At 66.7% G+C, this 16,691-nt stretch carries 15 protein-coding genes; 7 read left to right on the top strand and 8 right to left on the bottom strand.

Translation table 11 applies throughout. From position 1 onward, the window contains the following. Positions 1 to 59: 59 nt before the first annotated feature. From grxD to J2X57_RS14960, 4 genes are all read right to left on the bottom strand, one after another. Positions 60 to 983, bottom strand: a complete 924-nt coding sequence (grxD, locus tag J2X57_RS14975) for a Grx4 family monothiol glutaredoxin (protein WP_036116451.1) — start codon at positions 981 to 983, stop codon at positions 60 to 62. A 70-nt stretch (positions 984 to 1,053) separates the two neighbouring features. Further along, entirely contained in the window at positions 1,054 to 1,923 is an 870-nt protein-coding gene (locus J2X57_RS14970; protein ID WP_079520686.1) for a UDP-2,3-diacylglucosamine diphosphatase, read from the bottom strand. A gap of 167 nt (positions 1,924 to 2,090) precedes the next feature. Continuing rightward, positions 2,091 to 2,705 carry an SGNH/GDSL hydrolase family protein gene (locus tag J2X57_RS14965; protein ID WP_309868312.1) on the bottom strand — a complete coding sequence of 205 codons (615 nt, stop codon included), beginning with the start codon at positions 2,703 to 2,705 and terminating at the stop codon, positions 2,091 to 2,093. Between the two features lie 3 nt (positions 2,706 to 2,708). Continuing rightward, positions 2,709 to 3,953 carry an aminotransferase class I/II-fold pyridoxal phosphate-dependent enzyme gene (locus J2X57_RS14960; RefSeq protein ID WP_036116445.1) on the bottom strand — a complete coding sequence of 415 codons (1,245 nt, stop codon included), beginning with the start codon at positions 3,951 to 3,953 and terminating at the stop codon, positions 2,709 to 2,711. Between the two features lie 118 nt (positions 3,954 to 4,071). Here J2X57_RS14960 and rsgA point away from each other — a divergent pair, with 118 nt between their 5' ends. Beyond that, complete coding sequence (rsgA, locus tag J2X57_RS14955) at positions 4,072 to 5,127, top strand: ribosome small subunit-dependent GTPase A (protein WP_036116442.1); 1,056 nt, start codon at positions 4,072 to 4,074, stop codon at positions 5,125 to 5,127. Between the two features lie 89 nt (positions 5,128 to 5,216). Beyond that, complete coding sequence (locus tag J2X57_RS14950) at positions 5,217 to 7,739, top strand: pertactin-like passenger domain-containing protein (protein ID WP_309868307.1); 2,523 nt, start codon at positions 5,217 to 5,219, stop codon at positions 7,737 to 7,739. A gap of 12 nt (positions 7,740 to 7,751) precedes the next feature. On the opposite strand, the gene J2X57_RS14945 is transcribed toward J2X57_RS14950, so the two are convergent. Genes J2X57_RS14945 through J2X57_RS14930 form a run of 4 tightly spaced genes read right to left on the bottom strand, consistent with a single transcriptional unit; the run spans position 7,752 to position 12,316 of the window. After that, entirely contained in the window at positions 7,752 to 8,771 is a 1,020-nt protein-coding gene (locus J2X57_RS14945; RefSeq protein WP_309868305.1) for a spore coat U domain-containing protein, read from the bottom strand. Continuing rightward, a complete protein-coding gene (locus J2X57_RS14940) occupies positions 8,768 to 11,077 on the bottom strand; it encodes a fimbria/pilus outer membrane usher protein (protein WP_309868303.1) in 2,310 nt (769 codons plus the stop codon). The genes J2X57_RS14945 and J2X57_RS14940 overlap by 4 nt, the downstream gene beginning before the upstream one ends. Position 11,078: 1 nt before the next feature. Further along, positions 11,079 to 11,807 (bottom strand): molecular chaperone, encoded by a 729-nt coding sequence (locus J2X57_RS14935; protein WP_051944308.1) that lies wholly within the window; start codon positions 11,805 to 11,807, stop codon positions 11,079 to 11,081. 2 nt (positions 11,808 to 11,809) lie between these two features. Continuing rightward, a complete protein-coding gene (locus tag J2X57_RS14930; RefSeq protein WP_036116434.1) occupies positions 11,810 to 12,316 on the bottom strand; it encodes a spore coat U domain-containing protein in 507 nt (168 codons plus the stop codon). A 294-nt stretch (positions 12,317 to 12,610) separates the two neighbouring features. On the opposite strand from J2X57_RS14930, the gene J2X57_RS14925 reads away from it, so the two are divergent. Genes J2X57_RS14925 through J2X57_RS14905 form a run of 5 tightly spaced genes read left to right on the top strand, consistent with a single transcriptional unit; the run spans position 12,611 to position 16,679 of the window. Next, positions 12,611 to 13,021 carry a hypothetical protein gene (locus J2X57_RS14925; protein WP_036116428.1) on the top strand — a complete coding sequence of 137 codons (411 nt, stop codon included), beginning with the start codon at positions 12,611 to 12,613 and terminating at the stop codon, positions 13,019 to 13,021. Beyond that, a complete protein-coding gene (locus tag J2X57_RS14920; protein ID WP_036116425.1) occupies positions 13,018 to 13,212 on the top strand; it encodes a helix-turn-helix transcriptional regulator in 195 nt (64 codons plus the stop codon). Before J2X57_RS14925 ends, J2X57_RS14920 begins: the two co-directional genes overlap by 4 nt. A 4-nt stretch (positions 13,213 to 13,216) precedes the next feature. Further along, positions 13,217 to 14,776 carry an alpha/beta hydrolase gene (locus J2X57_RS14915; RefSeq protein WP_309868301.1) on the top strand — a complete coding sequence of 520 codons (1,560 nt, stop codon included), beginning with the start codon at positions 13,217 to 13,219 and terminating at the stop codon, positions 14,774 to 14,776. Then, positions 14,773 to 15,507 carry an ATP-binding cassette domain-containing protein gene (locus J2X57_RS14910; protein WP_036116422.1) on the top strand — a complete coding sequence of 245 codons (735 nt, stop codon included), beginning with the start codon at positions 14,773 to 14,775 and terminating at the stop codon, positions 15,505 to 15,507. The genes J2X57_RS14915 and J2X57_RS14910 overlap by 4 nt, the downstream gene beginning before the upstream one ends. Then, on the top strand, positions 15,504 to 16,679 hold the full coding sequence (locus tag J2X57_RS14905) for an ABC transporter permease (RefSeq protein ID WP_036116420.1): 1,176 nt from the start codon (positions 15,504 to 15,506) through the stop codon (positions 16,677 to 16,679). The genes J2X57_RS14910 and J2X57_RS14905 overlap by 4 nt, the downstream gene beginning before the upstream one ends. The last annotated feature ends 12 nt before the right edge of the window (positions 16,680 to 16,691 follow it).

Raw genomic sequence — 16,691 nt, 5'->3', positions numbered from 1 at the left:
CCTAAAGAAAAAGGCGCCCCTCGCGAGAGGGGCGCCTTTTTCTTCGCTGTCGAACGCGATCAGTAACGCGGAACCGTCGGGTCGATCTCGCGAGCCCATGCATCCATGCCGCCTTCCACATTGAACAGGTGGGTGAAGCCGTGCGCCGCCAGACGCTCGGCCGCCGCCTGGCTGGAAATGCCGTGGTGGCAGATGAAGGCGATGGCCGTGTCCTTGGGCAGAGCGGCGAAGGCTTCGTAGCCCTCGTCTTCCAGAATGCGCGCGCCGGCCAGCGGGGCCGCCATGGCGCGACCGTGCGCCGGGCGCACGTCGACGAGGATGACCTCGCCCGCGGCGAGCTTGTCCTTCAGCTGATGCACGGTGATCGACGTGATCTCGACCGCACCCGGGAACTTGAGGCTGAGGCCTTCGCCTTGGACGGTGCTGACCCAGTCGATCACGATGCCCTTGGCCCGCTGGGCGCTGCCCGGATCGAAGTGCACTTCGATACCGCTGGCGACGACGACGATGTCGTGGTCGCCGGCCGGAGCCAGCTGGAAGCCGGCGCTGTGGTCCGGGCCGATTTCCAGATGCAGGGCTTGGCCCTGGGCATTGGCCATGCCGCCACGAATGGCTTCGGCGGCCTTGTCGGTAATGGTGATTTCCGGCGGGGTACGGTCCGGCGCGCTGGCGCCGAACAGCGTGTACAGCTCGCCGCTGGTGTACATCTGACGGATGATGTCCGAACCGCCGACCAGCTCACCCTTGACGTAGAGCTGCGGGATCGTCGGCCACTGGCCGTACTCCTTGATGCCCTCGCGGATTTCCGGGTCTTCCAGCACGTTGACGGTGTGGTAGGTCGGGATGATGTCGTTGAGCGTGTTGGTCGCCGCGGCGGAGAAACCGCACATCGGCTGCTGGCGCGTTCCCTTCATGAACAGCACGACCTCGTGCTCGGAAAGGAGGGATTCGATGCGCTCGCGAGTGGGTGTATCGAGGGCCATGGGGTCACCGCGGATAGGAAAGGGGCCATTTTACCGGCATCCCTCGCACATGGGCCCGTTCTCGTGACTTTCAACCTGCTAGTGACGTTTCCGCCCGCAACTCCGCCAGATTGGCCCGGCAATCGGCGAGCGGAGCGAACCCCAGAACGGCCTCGGGCGAGGGCAGTACCGTCTCACGGCTGGCGCGACCCAGCGGCGTGCGGCGCTCGGTCCAGTGAATCAGCTCCATCGCGCCGCTGAAGTCCTCAACCAGGGCGGTGCAGTGCTCGACCCAGTCGCCGTCGTTCATGTAGAGCACGCCTTCCAGCGGACGGATGTGGCCGAAGTGGATGTGCCCGCAGATATGCCCGTCGAATCCGCGCTCGCGGGCATCGGTGGCGACGCGTTGTTCGTAGTCGCGGATATAGGCCAGTGCGGCACCGACGTGTGACTTGAGGATGATCGACAGCGGCATGTACGGCAGTTCGAGACGCTTGCGCACCGCATGCACGCGGCGGTTGGCCCAGCAGATGAAGCGGTGCAGGGTGTCGCCCAGCCAGTTGATCCACTTGCGACCGATGTGCTCGGGGTCGTACTCGTCGCCATGGCTGACGCGGTAGCGGCGGCCATCCGCGCCCTCGTGCACCGCATCCAGTTCCACCCGGATCCCGGCGATGGTCGAGCCGGCGAGGCCGCGCATCTGGTAGTCGTGGTTGCCAGGAAGGTAGGTCACCTGGATGCCTCGTGCCGCCATCGCGATCAGCTCGGCGATCACCGCGCTGTGATCCGGGTGCCACCAGTGGCGTTTGGCCAACGCTTCCAGGTCGACGATGTCGCCGACGAGGTAGAGGCGCTCGCAGTCGAGGCTCTTCAGGAAATCGAGAAGATAGGCAGCCTTGCAGTCCGGCGTACCGAGGTGCACGTCGGAAATGAAGGCGGCGCGACACGTGAACTTGGCCATGGCGGCGATTTCCGGGGTTGTCCCGGGAGATCAGTCTCGGGGCGGGACGTAACCGGGGCATGGCGTGGATGTTGCAGGTGTGTTGCGGGTGGGCATCCGGGGCATGCATCGCGGCGGGCAGTTTGCCTCCGGGTTGCGGCGGTCGGTTGGCAGTGGCCTGGCGACGATCAGCCTGGCAGTTCGCGAACGGCCGCGAGCGCCTGCGGAAAAATCCGCTCCACCCACATCCCGTACTGCCTGGCGGAAGGATGAAGGCCATCATCCACGAGCATGTCCGGCTTCGCGCCGGCCTCGCGCGACGCGGTCGTCACATCCACCCAGCGTGCGTGCGCCCGATGCGTTTCGTCATGCGCAATGGCATTGAACGCATCGATCTCACGCCCGATCGCCGCGCGATCCCGTCCCTCGGCAAACGCCGTCACGCCCCAGTCGGGAATCGACACGACCACCACGCGGCGCGAGTCGCCGGCGAGCTTGCCCGCGCGTTCGAGCAGAGCAAGAAACTGCTCGCGATATTCGACCGATGAGCGCCCGCGGTACTGGTTGTTGACCCCGATCAGCAGGGTCACCAGCCCGTACTTGCCGTGCAGTCCGGCGACATCCATCGCCGACGACAGCTCGTCCGTCGTCCAGCCGGTAGTGGCGACGATTTTTGGCGCAGCCACGGCCACACCATGCTCGCGCAGCCGGGCAACCAGTTGCACCGGCCAGCAACCTTCTTCGGGCACGCCCTCGCCGATCGTGTACGAATCGCCGAGGGCGAGGAAGCTCGCTTCCGCCACGGCTCAGGCGACCGCGCTCGCGACCGGTGCGGCTTCCTCGGCCATCCGCTCCAGCACGCGGTTCATCCGCACGAACACCTCCTGCAACTGCGTCGGCTCGGGCAGCAGCGTGAGACGCAGGTGCCGGCTGGCGGAAAGATTGAAGCTGGTGCCGGGCACGACCAGCACGCTTTCCTGTTCGAGAAGGCGCAGCGCGAACGCCGTGTCGTCGAAATGCGCGATGGCGTCGGCGCGGATCTGCGGAAACGCGTAGATCGCTCCGCCCGGTGCCACGACATCCAGGAACGGGCTGGCGGCGACGCTGTCGAGCACCACCTGACGCGCGCGGTGCAGGCGGCCGCCCGGCGCGGTGAGTTCACCGATGGTCGGCTTGTCGAGCAGCGCGGGACGCACGGCCCACTGCGCGGTGACGTTCGCACAAAGGCGTAGCGCGGCCAGCAACTGCAATGCGTCGCGGTATTCCGCGGTGCGCTTCGGGTCGCCTGACAGGCTCATCCAGCCGACCCGGTAGCCGCAGGCACGGTGCACTTTCGACAGACCGCCGAAGCTGACGCAGGGGTGATCGCCGGCCACGGCCGCCAGTGGCTGGAAGGGCGTGTCGTCGTAGAGGATTTCGTCGTAGATCTCGTCGCACAGCAACAGCAGGCCATGGCGGCGGGCGACGTCGACGATGCGCTCGAGCAAGGCCCCGGGATACACGGCGCCGGTGGGATTGTTCGGATTGATCAGGACCAGGGCGCGCGTGCGCGGTCCGATCAGGGCCTCGATCTCTTCCGGATCGGGCAGGTGCGCGTTCTCGGCCAGGCAGCGGTAGTAGCGGGGGCTGCCGTCGTTGAGGATCGTGGCGGCGCTCCACAGCGGGTAATCCGGGCTGGGCAGGAGCACCTCGTCGCCCGGCTGCAGGAGTGCGCGCAGGGAGATGTCGATGAGTTCGCTGACGCCGTTGCCGATGAACACGCGCTCCACGTCCACGCCGAACGAACCACGCGCTTTCTGCTGGGCCACGATGGCCTCGCGGGCTTCCTCCAGACCCTGCTCGTGCCCGTAGGCCTCGCTGTCGGTCAGATGGGCGCCGATGGCTTCGCGCAGGTGCGGGGGCGTGGAAAAACCATAGCGGCCCGGGTTACCGATGTTCAGTTTGATGATCGGCTGGCCGGCCGCTTCCATGTCGCGGGCGCGCCGGGTGAGGGCGCCGCGGATTTCGTAGCGCACTTCCGCCAGGTGCGCGCTGGGCTTGATCGAGGACACTTCTGACGAGTTCCGGTAAGTACGGCGGGCCGTTTCCCGCCGTCGTCACCCGATCCTAACAGCGTCGCGGCGGCGTCGCGAGGCGGATTTCGGGCGATAAGCGGGCATAATCCCGCCCATGACCGACACCCCGGACCTGGCGCGCCTGCGCCATATCGGCTGGCGCGACCCCGCCTTGCCCGACGATTCCCGCCGCCTTGCCCGCGTCGTGGCCCAGCATCGCGCCGGTTACGAGCTGCATGACGGCTCCTCGGCCTTCAACGCGCAGCCTGCCGGCCAGTTTCTGAAAAGGGGGCTGGACCCGTCGCTTCGCCCGGCGGTCGGCGACTTCGTCTTCCTCGACCACGCCAGCCACCCGGTGATCGAGGAGGTGCTGCCGCGCCGTTCCGTCCTGACCCGTGCCGCCGCGGGCGAGCGATACGAGCGGCAGATCATCGCGACCAACATCGACTACGTTCTCGTCATCACCGGCCTCGACGGCGACTTCAACCCGTCGCGCATCGAGCGCTACCTGACCCTGGTCGAGGGTTCCGGGGCGCGTCCGGTCGTCCTGCTCAGCAAGGCGGATACCGACGTGGACGTCGAGGGAGCGGTCGCCGCTCTCGCCGCGCGCCTGCCCGCCGAAGCGGCGGTGCATGCGATCAACGCGAAGGATCCCGCGACGGTGGCCTTGCTTGCGTCCTACCTCGGGCCGGGCTCCAGCGCGGTCCTCGTCGGCTCGTCGGGAGCGGGCAAGTCGACGCTCACCAACACCTTGCTGGGCGAAGAACGCATGGCCACCGGCGCGGTACGCTCGCACGACAGCCGCGGCCGGCACACCACGACGCACCGTGCGCTGCTCAGCCTGCCCAGCGGCGGTTGCCTGATCGATACGCCCGGCATGCGCGAACTGAAGCTGACCGGCGAGGAAAACCTCGACCTGTTCGCCGACATCGAAGCGCTTTCCGCGCAGTGCCGCTTTGCCGACTGCGGACACAGCAACGAACCGGGTTGCGCGATCCAGGCCGCGCTCGCTTCCGGCGAGCTGTCGCCGCAACGCTGGCGCAATTTTCTCAAGCTGCACGACGAGCGCGAAGAGCAGGCGGCGACCCTCGAAGCACGCCTGAAGCGCAAGGCGGGTCCGCGCCCCGCCGGTAAACCGAAACGCGGCGAGTGGCGACGCGGCGACGACTAACACTTACTTTCGTCGCGCGCGCTCCCGACATACAGGCATCCACCTGCTGAATAAGTTGACTTCCTCCCTACGAGAGCGAGGAAGTCTTCATGGTCGTCCATTGTTACCGGCGCCGCGCAGTAGCGGCTGCCTTGTGCGGTGTTTTTGCCGCGTCCGCGTCGGCTACCGAGTTTCCTTACGGCATCCTCGTCGAGAAAGGCACGGCACTCACGCTCGAGCCCGGGGACCGCATCTCGGTAAGCGGCCTGGCGACCGGGCGTGTCGTCACCGTGGAGTCGCGCGGCTCGTTCGACGCCACGGACGTTTCGATCGAGAACCGCACGAGCGGCAATCCGGCAGGCTATGCCTACGGCGTGCTGGCGTTCGACGGCAGCCAGGCGTCGATGTCCGCCGGATCGCTCATCACCCGCGGTGACCGGTCGGTGGGCGTGCAGGTGCAGGGCGCCTCGCGTGCCGTGTTCGCCGGGGTGCAGCTCACTACGCTCGGCGCGAACAGCATCGGCATCACCGCGCGGTCAGGTGCGGCGATCCTGATGAACCGCGCGCACCTGAGTATCGACGGACCGGATAGCACGGCGCTGGTCGCACAGGGCACGGACGCCGCCGTCGTCGGGCTTGCCGACATAGAACACCGGGGTGCCGCATCCGCGCCGGGTCGCGCGCAAGCCATCGCCGTTCGCGACGGCGCGCGGATCAGCCTGAGCGACAGCTCGGTCATTGCCCGACATGCGAATGTCGGTGCCGTCGTAATCGATGGTGAGGCCTCGGGATTCAGCACATCGCGCAGCCATATCGTTGCCGAGGGTGAACACGCCTGGGCGCTTTCCGGTACCTCGGGGCGCGCGATCCTCACCGCGGCGGAGTTGAATGGCAACGGAGGTGCGATCACCACGCGCGTTCCCGGCGCAGGCACGTTGCAGGTCGATCTGCTGGCGGGCTCACGCTCGGTGGGCGACATCGTCAGCGGCGACGCTTCGCTCGTGCTCAACGCCGAGGACAGCGAACCGCGCGGCGATCTGCATCGGGCAGGCACGGGATCGCTGGATGTCACTCTTGCGCGATCCCGGTGGCTGGGGCGTGCACAGGGTGTCAGCGCTCTGACCATCGATGACGGCCATTGGTCCCTGACAGGGGGCAGCGTCCTCGGACGGCTGACGCTCGCAGGTGCCGCCCGCGTGTCTTTCCCGGAGGGCACGGGCGCTTTTTCGACGCTACGCGTGAGCCACCTCGACAGCCAGGGCGGCGACGCCGCCATCCGTCTGCGTACGCGCCTGGATGCCGGCGGTACCCTCTCGCGGCAGGGTACGGACCGGCTACTGGTCGACGGCGACGTCGACGGAACGACACGACTCGAGGTCGCGGCGGCGGAGGGCGGCGGTGCCGGCACCGCACCCGGTAGCTCTGGCGGTATCAGTCTCGTGCAGGTCAACGGTTCGGCCAGCGATACATCGTTCCGTCTCGTCGGCGACTACGTGGTTGCGGGACCATGGCGTTACGGTCTGAACGCATACGGTCCCGGCGAGTCGGACGCATCGCAGCGACTCGTCGCGGAAAACGGATCCGGCTTCTGGGACTACCGCCTGCAGAGCACGAAGATCGATTCGCAGGGGCGTTGGCGTGACGCGCTCGGCCGCACGGCGGATCCGACGTCGCCGGCCATGCCTGCCCGCGATGCGCTGGCGCCGCAGGTGCCATCCTACCTGGTGCTCGCCGGGGCCTTGTTCGGCTACGGCCGGACTTCCATCGATGCCGCGGGACCCGACGCCTCCGCCAACGACGGCGGGTCGACTTTCCGCGCACGCAGCTTCGGCGGGAGCGCCAGCTATCGCAATTCGCTCGGTTTCACGCGCTTTGGCTTCGACAGCATCCGTCGCGACCGCGGCCTGCAGGTAGGTGGCGATCTCGCGTCTTTCGATGCCGGGACGTGGCATATGCGTTCGGGTGTGTCCGCGAGTCTCGGAAGCACGCAGGTCACCCCTCGTGCCGTAGACGGCGCGAGCGACGCCCGTGCGCAGGGTCGCGGCCTGGCGATCACCCACACGTTCAGCGGCGATGACGGATGGCGTATCGGCGCGGCCTATGCTTTTACGCACTACCGGGTCGCCGTGCGAACGCCGCGACGCGGTGAGACGCTCGCCCGGTTGCGGGTGAACAGCAGCGATGCGTCGTTGTCCGCGGGTTTCCGCTGGACGGCCCCGCGGAACGTCGTCATCGAGCCGGGAATATCGTTGCTCTGGCAGCGTCTTCGCTTCGGCAAGGCCACCGACCGCGACGGCATCATCCTGCAGCCTGGGCGTCCGGAACGCATGACGGCGCGTGTCGGAGCGCGAGCTACGCGTCTCTTTCCGTTGCAGGGGCAGCGGGTGAGTGCGTGGTCCGCGTTTCTTGACGGTCGTATCGAAGCGACACGGGATACCGGTGCGGCGCTGGCCTTGTCGGGCGTCCGCTTCGCAACGGGACATGGCGGCCGGGCGCTGCAGGTGGCAGCGGGTACCACGTTGGCATTTCGCCGGGCCATCACGCTTTCCGGCGACATCAACCGGCAAGTCAGGATCGGCGGCCGGGGCGACTCCTCCTTCGGTGTACGCCTGGGTGCCGCGATAGCGTTCTGATGCCACGCGATCTCAATACGTCACGGTCACCGTCACGATGTCGCTGTACGAACCTGCCGGTTGTGCGGGCTGTATGGGTACGCGACCGTAGACAGTGAGCGTCTGCTCGGACCCGGAACCGGTTCCCGCGGCGGTATCGGTGTTGAGCGTGTTGCCCCACCGCGTCGTCCGTCCGGGGTCGGTGAACAGCTGGTACGTAACGAAATGCGTCCCATCGGTCATGCGTCTCGTCGTTCCCGACGCATTCTTTCCGTTGTCCAGACCGATCTGGTACGCCGCCCGTTGGGTGCAGGTCGCGCGTACCAGTGAGGTCTGGTCGGTATTGACACGGAGCAGGCCGGAGACGCTGCCGAAGTTGAGTTCGGTCGCCGTGCCGACGGTGCATTTGGCGGCGACGCTGGCGGTGGCGGTCAGTGCCGGACCGGCCACCGTCTGCGCCGCTACGGTTCCGCCGCTGGTGCATGACGCAGGGAAGGTGCCGAGCGTCAGAAGAACTTCGTTGTAGCTCCAGGTAATCGACGTGCCTGTGAGCGACCCGGCAAGCGTGCCGCTGTAGTTGCCAGGCGAAAGGCCGCTCTGCAGCGCCGGTACCTGACCGTAGATCGTGAGGCTGCCGGTGATGGTCACGTTATTGGATAGCAAACCGAAGTTTCGGGTGAACGTTTGCGGCGTGTACGTCGCATTGTTCACACGCCCCCAGATCGTGCTGTAACTCCCGTCCTTGAACGCCTGGTACTGCATGCGGTCGGTATTCGCGGTGTTGAGCAGGGTTCGTGGAGCGAAATTTCCCAGCTCGTCCGGCGCGAGGCTGACACATGCCGAGATGTAGCTGCCGTACAGGCCACCGAGCACGCCCGAGTAGCTGCAACTGTAGTTCACGGTCGCCTGCGTGTTGACGACGGTACCGGTCGGATCCACCGTGCCGAAGGCCAGGTTGGTAATGCTGGTGATGCTGCAGGTGGTCGCGGCATCGACGCGCGGCGTGGCTGCCATCGCCGCGATGGCCAGGAGTATGAGGACGAACCACTTCATGGCGTCACCGTGCGGCAGATCAGCGGGCCGAGTTCCGGCAGGTCGCGCGCATGTGCCGGGTACGTCAGCGTCGTCTTGCAGTGTGTCCCTCCGGGCAGCGTCACATTCAGAGGCGTATCGCCACCCTGCAGGTTGTCGAGGTACACCAGGCCGTCATAGCCGACCATGGCGGGAGCCGCATCACCCGTCGCGACGGTAGCGCCGACGGGCAGCGGCTGGCCGCCGGCATCGACGAGGATCGCCGACGCCGCACGTACGCGCTTCACGGGAAAGCGCACCACGACGCCGGCGCGATCGGACGGTGCGACGATGGTCTCGACCCGCTGTACGCGCTCATCCGCAGGCAGGTCGATCGGGTCGATCGCCAGCCGGTTGTCCTGGTATGCGTTCAGTCGTGACACGAGCAACAGTCCGCTGCTGTCGGTGACGCCGGTGCGCCGGTTTTCGAGGAGTACGGGAATGTCCGGCGTTCCTTCCGTGGTGACCAGTGCGAACGCGTCGTCGATACGTCGCGCGGCGAAGGCATGGCCACCCATGAGCACGACCGCTCCGTTCGCATCGGCATACGCATACGACGAGCTGCCGAAGTCGCTCGCACCGACCGTGAGTTGTCCGCTGTTGCCGAGCCAGCCGACCTCGCCCAGTCCGCCGCCGGTATCGCCGGTCCGTCCCTGAACATGCCAGCCGAAGCCGCCGTCGCCGTCGATCGGACGGCTCGCATCGACGATGCCGAACGTCTGTTCGCGGTCGCGCTGCGCGGACGCGCTCCATGTCGTGCGCGCGTCGAGCGACATCGTCATGCCGAGAAAGAAGCTACGGTCCGATGCCAGATCCAGGTTCTGGTTGTAACTGACGTTGACCGAGATCCCGCGACCGAAGTTACGCAGCGCGAACAGCCCCGCATAGCGCGTTGCCGGCTGTCCGCCATAGCGCAGGCGCACGTAGTTGGCGCCGAAGCTCGACTCGCGCACGTTGAAACCGATCAGCGCGCGGTCGCTGGTGCGGGGCGGCGGCGAGCCGTAGCCGCTGGCGATGTCGTTATAGCGCGAGTTGCTGCGCAGGGTGTCCACGGATGCGTTGATGTAGCGCCCGTTCCACGAAAAGCCCCCGCCGTACTGGGCGCCGGCGTCGCGCGATCTCGCGTACGACCCGTTAACGACGAAGGCCCCGACGGGGTTCCACACCATGCCTGCGCCTGCGGTACCTCGTCCATCGCCGCCCTCGGTATGCGCTTCGAGTGTGAGCCGGTCGGTGATGCCTCGCCGCCACGTCGCACTACCCACGGGCGCGTCGCCGTACGAGAAGGAGTCGATACCGTATGCCTCGCGGACGGTGCCGAGTTCGACCGACCAGTCGTCGAGGCCGGCACGAAGCAGCTGGCGCGCGGCATAAAACGGGAAGGTCACCGTACTGCTGCGACCGAGCGCGTCGGTCAGAACGACCTGGGCCTGACCCGCCTGGTCCACACCGGGCACGGCGGTGAGCTGGAAAGGACCGGCGGGGACTTTGCCCGAGTACTGGCGGATGCCGTCGATATAGAGCTCAACGGACGAGGGCGCGGCGGCCTGCCCGAAGAACTGCGGCAGCGGCGTGGTGACGCGGTAAGGCTGCAGCGCGAAGTCGGTGCCATAGGCGATGCCTCCGATGCGCGTGGCGCGTGACCACGAAAGATACCCGGTGAACGTGTCGCCGACAGTCAACGTCTGTGCGCGGTCGGGGAATGACAGTCGCCATTGCGTGTCGAGTCGCACCGTGTCGCCTTGCCAGCCGTCGGCAGGGGTCTGATAGCGACGCGTCAGCGACGTGTTGCTGAGTACGCCCAGCCCGTCGCTGAAAGCACGGAGTTCCGCCAGGCCGCTGACATTGCTGAGACCACCGCCGTGAGCCGCGTAGATGTCGTAGTTGATCAGGATGCCCGTGCCGCTCGATGCCCGGGTGCCGGTGTGCTCCGGGGCGTTGAGGATCTGCGTCGGCAAATTGAGCTGACCGGTCGGCACGTCGATGTTCACGCGTTGCTGTGCGACGTCGTAGGTGTAGCGCACGCCGGGAAGGTCGGGCAGGCAGCGCTCGTCTTCGCCCGGCGACAGAACGAAGCCGAGGCCCCGAAGATCCGGCGCCAGTGCGCACAGCGCTTCGCCGTGACGGGTGAAGTGCACCAGCTTTTCGGTTCGCGTGCCGTTGAGCACCACTTCGAGATAGAGGTCTTCGCCCGCGACGCGTACGCGCGGCGTGACCGTCGCCGGTGGCGGTGCGGGCTCCGTTTCGCGCTCCACGGCATGCACGGCAGCGGCGTCGAGGGCCAGCATGCTAGCGGCCGTCCGCGTCCACCACCAAGGTCGATTCGGCCGGCTCACCGTTGATCCTTGCGCGCACGGCACCATCCGCGTGCCGTGCGTTGTCCGGCAGTTTCCAGCTCATCGTCGCGCCGGGGAGGGCGTATCCGACCAGCCCCGGCAGGAGTGTCGTTCGCTGGCCTCTGGCGCCCTGCCATGTCACGTCGGCGATCTGCGCATGGCCGTTTCCCGTGTTGCGCACGCGCAGTCGGGGACCTTCCGGCGTGTGCTCCCAGGTGGCCTGCAATGTCGCCTTCATCGAGGGATCGCCCGTGGGCGCGAGGAAGACCGGCACCGAATAGCGCAGGACGAACTTCAGCCCGGGCTTGTCGCCCGCATCCACCGGCAATTCGTCGACGAGCACCCGGTACGCGGTCTCGGTTCCATCGGTGGGCGGCGCCACCCGACGGATGACGCGCACCAGCTGTCGGTCGCCCGGTGCGATCGTCACCATCGGCGGGCTCACCACGAGATCGCGCGATGGCTCGAGCACATCCTTGCCATCCACCTGCGTCCAGCGAAAGACGCGTACCTGGGCATGGACCGGATCGGTGCCCGTATTGGTCAGCCACATGGCTTCGGCCGACGCCGAGGCGGCCAGCCGCAGGCCGATAGGCGAGACCTGCAGGCCGCTCGCGTGCGTGGCGAGGGCCGCGGCGGCCAGCGCGACGGCCAGCGCCCAGCGGAGCGGCCACGGGCACACCGTCAATACGTGATCGTGGCGGTGATGACGTCGGCGTAGCTGCCCGCCGGGAAATTGGTGTTAGGCACACGGCCGTAGACCGGGACGGTCTGCACGGTACCGCTGCCGGTGGCCGCATACACGTTGCCGCCGGTGCCGGTGGTGCTTCCCCAGACGTCGGCGGCGGTGCGGGTCGCGGCGCGATAGAGCTGATACGGCACCTGTGCGGTGCCGCTGCTCATCTTGCGCGTGTTGGCGTCGGTACCGTTCTGCCCGTTGTCGAGCGCGATGGTGTACGGCGCGCTGGGCGTGCAGTTCACGTTGAGCGCGCCCTGATTGTCGACGTTGGTGGCGGTCGACGGCGCGGTGCCGAAGTTGACGTCCGTCGGTGCCGTCGTGCTGATGTCGCAAGCGGCGGTGATGGTGATACGGACGTTGAAGGTCGTGGTCGCGGTGGCGGCCTGCGTGGAGGTGGCGGCGACGGAGGCGGCGAGCAGGGTGGCGGTGGCGGCGATCGAGCGGAAGGACATGATGTTCTCCTGTGAGGTTCGATGCGTCGTATTCCCGGCGCGTCGCTGAGCTGTGTCTCCGTCGGAAGCAAGGATCGGGGAAGGTAGGACGTCACGGGAGTGGATGACCTCGCGCCATGCCGGAACGACGTAGCGATGCCGAATGTGTTCACCCTTATGTCAAGGCTGCTTGACATGGCGCGCGGAGAGGGTCACGATGCGTGTCAAGGGTGCTTTACATCTTTTTGCTGACGAACGATTCGTGATGGCGTTGCACGTCACGTTTCGACCTGACACGACCAGGGAGATCGGGGAATGGCCATGCGTGCCGTGCACAAGCGTTATCTGCGTGAGTTCTTTCCGGCGATGTTCGCCTACGTGCTGCTGATCCTCCTGTCGGTCAGCTGGCTGAAAACGCTGGAAGGCACTGTCGCGCGCACCTTCGTGACCTTGCTCCCCACCATCCCCGTCGCCTTCGTTATCCGGGCCATGGTCCGGGTGATCCGCGATCAGGACGAGTTCGAGCGCCGGATCGACCTCGAGGCCCTCGCGGTGGCGGGCGGCATCGGTAGCTTCGGCTTCTTTACCTTCGGCATGTTGCTCAACGCCAAAGTGCTGGCCGCACCGCCCGCCGAGGCTGTCGCGATCTGGGTGATGCCGGTGATGATGTTCGTCTTCGGCATGGCCAAGTGTGTCTTCAGGCTGTACTACCACCGCGCACGATGAATAACCGCGTCCGTGAACTCCGCACCGCGCTGGGCTGGTCGCAGGCCGACCTCGGCGACCGCCTCGACGTTTCGCGTCAGACCGTTAATGCCGTCGAGACGGGCAAGTACGACCCGAGCCTGCCGCTGGCGTTCAAGATCGCCCGCCTGTTCGACCTGTCCATCGAATCCATCTTCGTTCCCGAGGAATGACGGCATGAAACGACCGCCACGCATCGCCATCATCGTCGCGATCCTTGCCGCCGTGCTCTCCGGCCGACATTTCGTGAAGGCGTCCCCGGTCGAGGACGGGGCTCGCGCGTCAACGCCGACGGCGACCCGTCCCGCGCCGCCGCGCGTCTGGCATCTGGGCTCGGTCGAGCTCACGCCCTGCGAACTGGCGCAACCGCATTCGGGCCTCTCGACCGCCGCCTGGTGCGCGCCTTATCAGGTTCCCGAGGACCGCTCGCGGCCTCAGGGGCGCAAGATCACGCTGCGCCTGGCCGTCGTTCGCAGCAGCGCCCAGGTGCCCGCCGACGACATGCTCGCCTTCATCGCGGGTGGCCCGGGCCAGTCGGCCGCCGAGAGCTACCCGGCGATCGCGCCGGCCATGGCGCCCCTGCTCGCGCATCGCAACCTGCTCCTGCTCGATCAGCGCGGTACCGGCGGCTCGCACCCGCTGAGCTGTCGCGACGACGAACCGGGTGCGCCCTCCAGTGACGACGAACCTCACGGATTCGACGCAGCCGCGGTGCGCAGGGAAACCCAGCACTGCCTCGACCAGCTGTCGCAGGATGCGGACGTACGTTTCTACACGACGACCGACGCCGTCGCCGATCTCGAGGACGTGAGGCATGCGCTGGGGACGCCGAAGTTCGACCTGATCGGCGTGTCGTATGGCACGCGTGTGGCCCAGCAGTACGCCATGCGGCACCCCGACGGTCTGCGCACCCTGGTACTCGATGGCGTGGCCCCTAACGCGCTGGTGCTCGGCGAAGACTTCGCGGTGAATCTCGACGCGGCGCTGAAGGCGCAGTTCGCCCGCTGCGAAGCGGACGATGCCTGCCGTGCGCGCTTCAGCGACCCTTATCAGACGCTGTTCCAGCTGCGCGATGCGCTGCGCGCCAACCCGCATACCGTGAGCTTTCGCGACCCGCAGAACTACGCGTCGGTAAAACGCGTACTCAGCGAGCACGCCCTGGCTACGGTGGTTCGTATGTTCGCCTACTCGCCGGAGACGGCGGCGTTGCTGCCGCTATCCATCGACGCCGCCGCGCGCGGCGATGTCGGACCGCTGCTCGGTCAGGCCAAGCTGCTGACCGGCGATCTCGGTGACACGATGGACGGTGGCATGCAGTACTCCGTGATCTGCAGCGAGGACGGCGATCTGCTGACGTCACGCCCGCAGGACAAGGACACGATTCTCGGTGACACGATGATCGAGGCATTCCGTGCGGCGTGTTCGGTGTGGCCACATGGGCAGCGCCCGGCCGACTTCCACGAACCGCTCAGGAGCAACGTTCCCACGCTGTTGATGTCGGGCGAGTTCGATCCCGTGACGCCGCCGCGCTACGGTGACGAGGTGCTCAAGGGACTTCCCAACGGTCGGCACGTCGTGCTGAAAGGGCAGGGCCATAACGTGATCGCGCGCGGTTGCATGCCACGCGTGCTCGACCACTTCGTCGACGACGCCAACGCGAAGACGCTCGACGTCGGTTGCCTCGATCGGCTGCAGCCGCTGCCGGTGTTTGTCGGATTCAACGGAGCGACGCCATGATCGAGGTGAAGAACCTGCTGAAGTCGTTTGGCGAGGTGCATGCCGTCAACGGTGTGAGCTTCACCGCGCGCGACGGCGAGATCACGGGCCTGCTCGGTCCGAACGGGGCGGGCAAGACGACCACGCTGCGCATGCTGTACACGCTGATGAAACCCGACGCCGGCGAGGTGCTGGTCGATGGCGTGAATGCCTACGACGACGCGCTGGCGGTGCGTCGCCGGCTCGGTGTGCTGCCGGATGCCCGGGGTCTCTACAAGCGCCTGACCGCTTCGGAGAACATCGATTACTTCGGTCGTCTGCAAGGCATGGCGCCGGAGCTTCTGGCACGTCGCCGCGAAGCGCTGATCGATGCGCTGGAGATGCGTGACATCGCCCATCGACGCACCGAAGGTTTTTCGCAGGGCCAGCGCGTGAAGACCGCCATCGCCCGGGCACTGGTTCACGATCCGCGTAACGTACTGCTCGACGAGCCCACCAACGGCCTCGACGTCATGGCGACCCGCGCCATGCGGCGTTTCATGCGGCAGTTGCGCGATGAGGGCCGCTGCGTACTTTTTTCCAGCCACATCATGCAGGAGGTGGCCGCGCTGTGCGATCGCATCGTGGTGATCGCGCACGGTCGCGTGGTCGCCGACGAAACACCGGCCGCGCTGCTGGAGCAGACGGGCGAGACCAGCCTCGAGGATGCCTTCGTGAAAATCATCGGTACCGACGAGGGGCTTGCCGCATGAGCGCCTTCTCCGCCGTTTACTGGAAGGAAGTTCGCGAGAACCTCCGCGATCGCCGGACGCTGGTCAGTGCGCTGATCACCGGCCCGCTGCTGGGGCCGGTGATCTTCATCATGCTGATGAACGTCATGGTGAACCGGGAACTCGCCAAAGCGGACCGCAACATCGAAGTGCCGGTGATCGGCGCCGAGCTGGCACCCAACCTCATGGCGGCATTGAAAGGTGCGGGCATCAACGCCGATCCCGGCATGAGCGATCCGGAGAACGCCGTCCGTGAACAGCGTGCCGATGTCGTCATCCGTATCGGGCCGGATTACGCCAGGGCATGGAACAAAGGCCAGAGCGTCCAGGTCGAGCTGATCTACGACTCCTCGCGACGCGATGCATCGACGCCCGTGATGCGTGTGCGCAGCGTGGTCGAGAGCTACGGACGTCGTGAGGGCGCGATGCGTCTGATCGCGCGCGGGCTTTCACCGACCACGGCGTGGCCGGTGCAGGTCGCGGAGCGTGACCAGGCGACTTCACAGTCGCGTTCGGCGCTGATGTTTTCGTTCCTGCCTTACTTCTTCACGCTCACGGTGTTTCTCGGTGGCATGTACCTCGCCATCGACCTGACGGCCGGCGAGCGTGAGCGGCAGTCGCTGGAACCGTTGTTCGTGAACCCCGTCGCGCGCTGGAAGATCCTCGCCGGCAAGCTGGCCGCGATCAGCACGTTCTCGCTGGTCAGCCTGTTCCTCACGATCGCCGCGTTCATGACCGCGCCGTTCTTCATTCCGACGGAGAAGCTGGGTATCGCGCTCGATCTGGGGCCTCGCTTCGGTGCGCAGGTGGCGCTGATCATGCTGCCGCTGATCGTGCTGATGGCCGCGCTGCAGTCGCTCGTGTCGGCGATGGCCAAAAGCTACCGCGAAGCGCAGACGTATCTGTCGATCCTGATGATGATCCCGATTCTGCCCAGCGTGCTTTTGTCGGTGATTCCGGTGCGCGCGGAACCGTGGATGTATGCGGTGCCTTTGCTGGGGCAGAACCTGGGGATCGTGCAGTTGCTGCGTGGCGACGGCATGCCGGCGTGGCAGATCGGTACCTGCCTTGCCGGTGGGTTTGCCGCGGCGCTCGTGGCCGTGTGGGCCGCGGCGATGTTGTACCGGTCGGAGCGGCTGGCGATTTCGGGCTGACTCGCTCCTGCC

Source organism: Luteibacter sp. 1214, from assembly GCF_031455395.1.
In the GTDB taxonomy this organism is placed as follows: domain Bacteria; phylum Pseudomonadota; class Gammaproteobacteria; order Xanthomonadales; family Rhodanobacteraceae; genus Luteibacter; species Luteibacter mycovicinus.
The sequence above is the reverse complement of the archived record's forward strand: the minus strand, read 5'-3'. Positions and strand labels throughout refer to the sequence as shown.

What these genes read in the sequence shown, in the direction of transcription:
- grxD (WP_036116451.1), bottom strand. Translation starts at nt 983, where the DNA reads ATGGCCCTCGATACACCCACTCGCGAGCGCATCGAATCCCTCCTTTCC.
- J2X57_RS14970 (WP_079520686.1), bottom strand. Translation starts at nt 1,923, where the DNA reads ATGGCCAAGTTCACGTGTCGCGCCGCCTTCATTTCCGACGTGCACCTC.
- rsgA (WP_036116442.1), top strand. Translation starts at nt 4,072, where the DNA reads ATGACCGACACCCCGGACCTGGCGCGCCTGCGCCATATCGGCTGGCGC.
- J2X57_RS14950 (WP_309868307.1), top strand. Translation starts at nt 5,217, where the DNA reads ATGGTCGTCCATTGTTACCGGCGCCGCGCAGTAGCGGCTGCCTTGTGC.
- J2X57_RS14945 (WP_309868305.1), bottom strand. Translation starts at nt 8,771, where the DNA reads ATGAAGTGGTTCGTCCTCATACTCCTGGCCATCGCGGCGATGGCAGCC.
- J2X57_RS14940 (WP_309868303.1), bottom strand. Translation starts at nt 11,077, where the DNA reads ATGCTGGCCCTCGACGCCGCTGCCGTGCATGCCGTGGAGCGCGAAACG.
- J2X57_RS14930 (WP_036116434.1), bottom strand. Translation starts at nt 12,316, where the DNA reads ATGTCCTTCCGCTCGATCGCCGCCACCGCCACCCTGCTCGCCGCCTCC.
- J2X57_RS14925 (WP_036116428.1), top strand. Translation starts at nt 12,611, where the DNA reads ATGGCCATGCGTGCCGTGCACAAGCGTTATCTGCGTGAGTTCTTTCCG.
- J2X57_RS14920 (WP_036116425.1), top strand. Translation starts at nt 13,018, where the DNA reads ATGAATAACCGCGTCCGTGAACTCCGCACCGCGCTGGGCTGGTCGCAG.
- J2X57_RS14915 (WP_309868301.1), top strand. Translation starts at nt 13,217, where the DNA reads ATGAAACGACCGCCACGCATCGCCATCATCGTCGCGATCCTTGCCGCC.
- J2X57_RS14910 (WP_036116422.1), top strand. Translation starts at nt 14,773, where the DNA reads ATGATCGAGGTGAAGAACCTGCTGAAGTCGTTTGGCGAGGTGCATGCC.
- J2X57_RS14905 (WP_036116420.1), top strand. Translation starts at nt 15,504, where the DNA reads ATGAGCGCCTTCTCCGCCGTTTACTGGAAGGAAGTTCGCGAGAACCTC.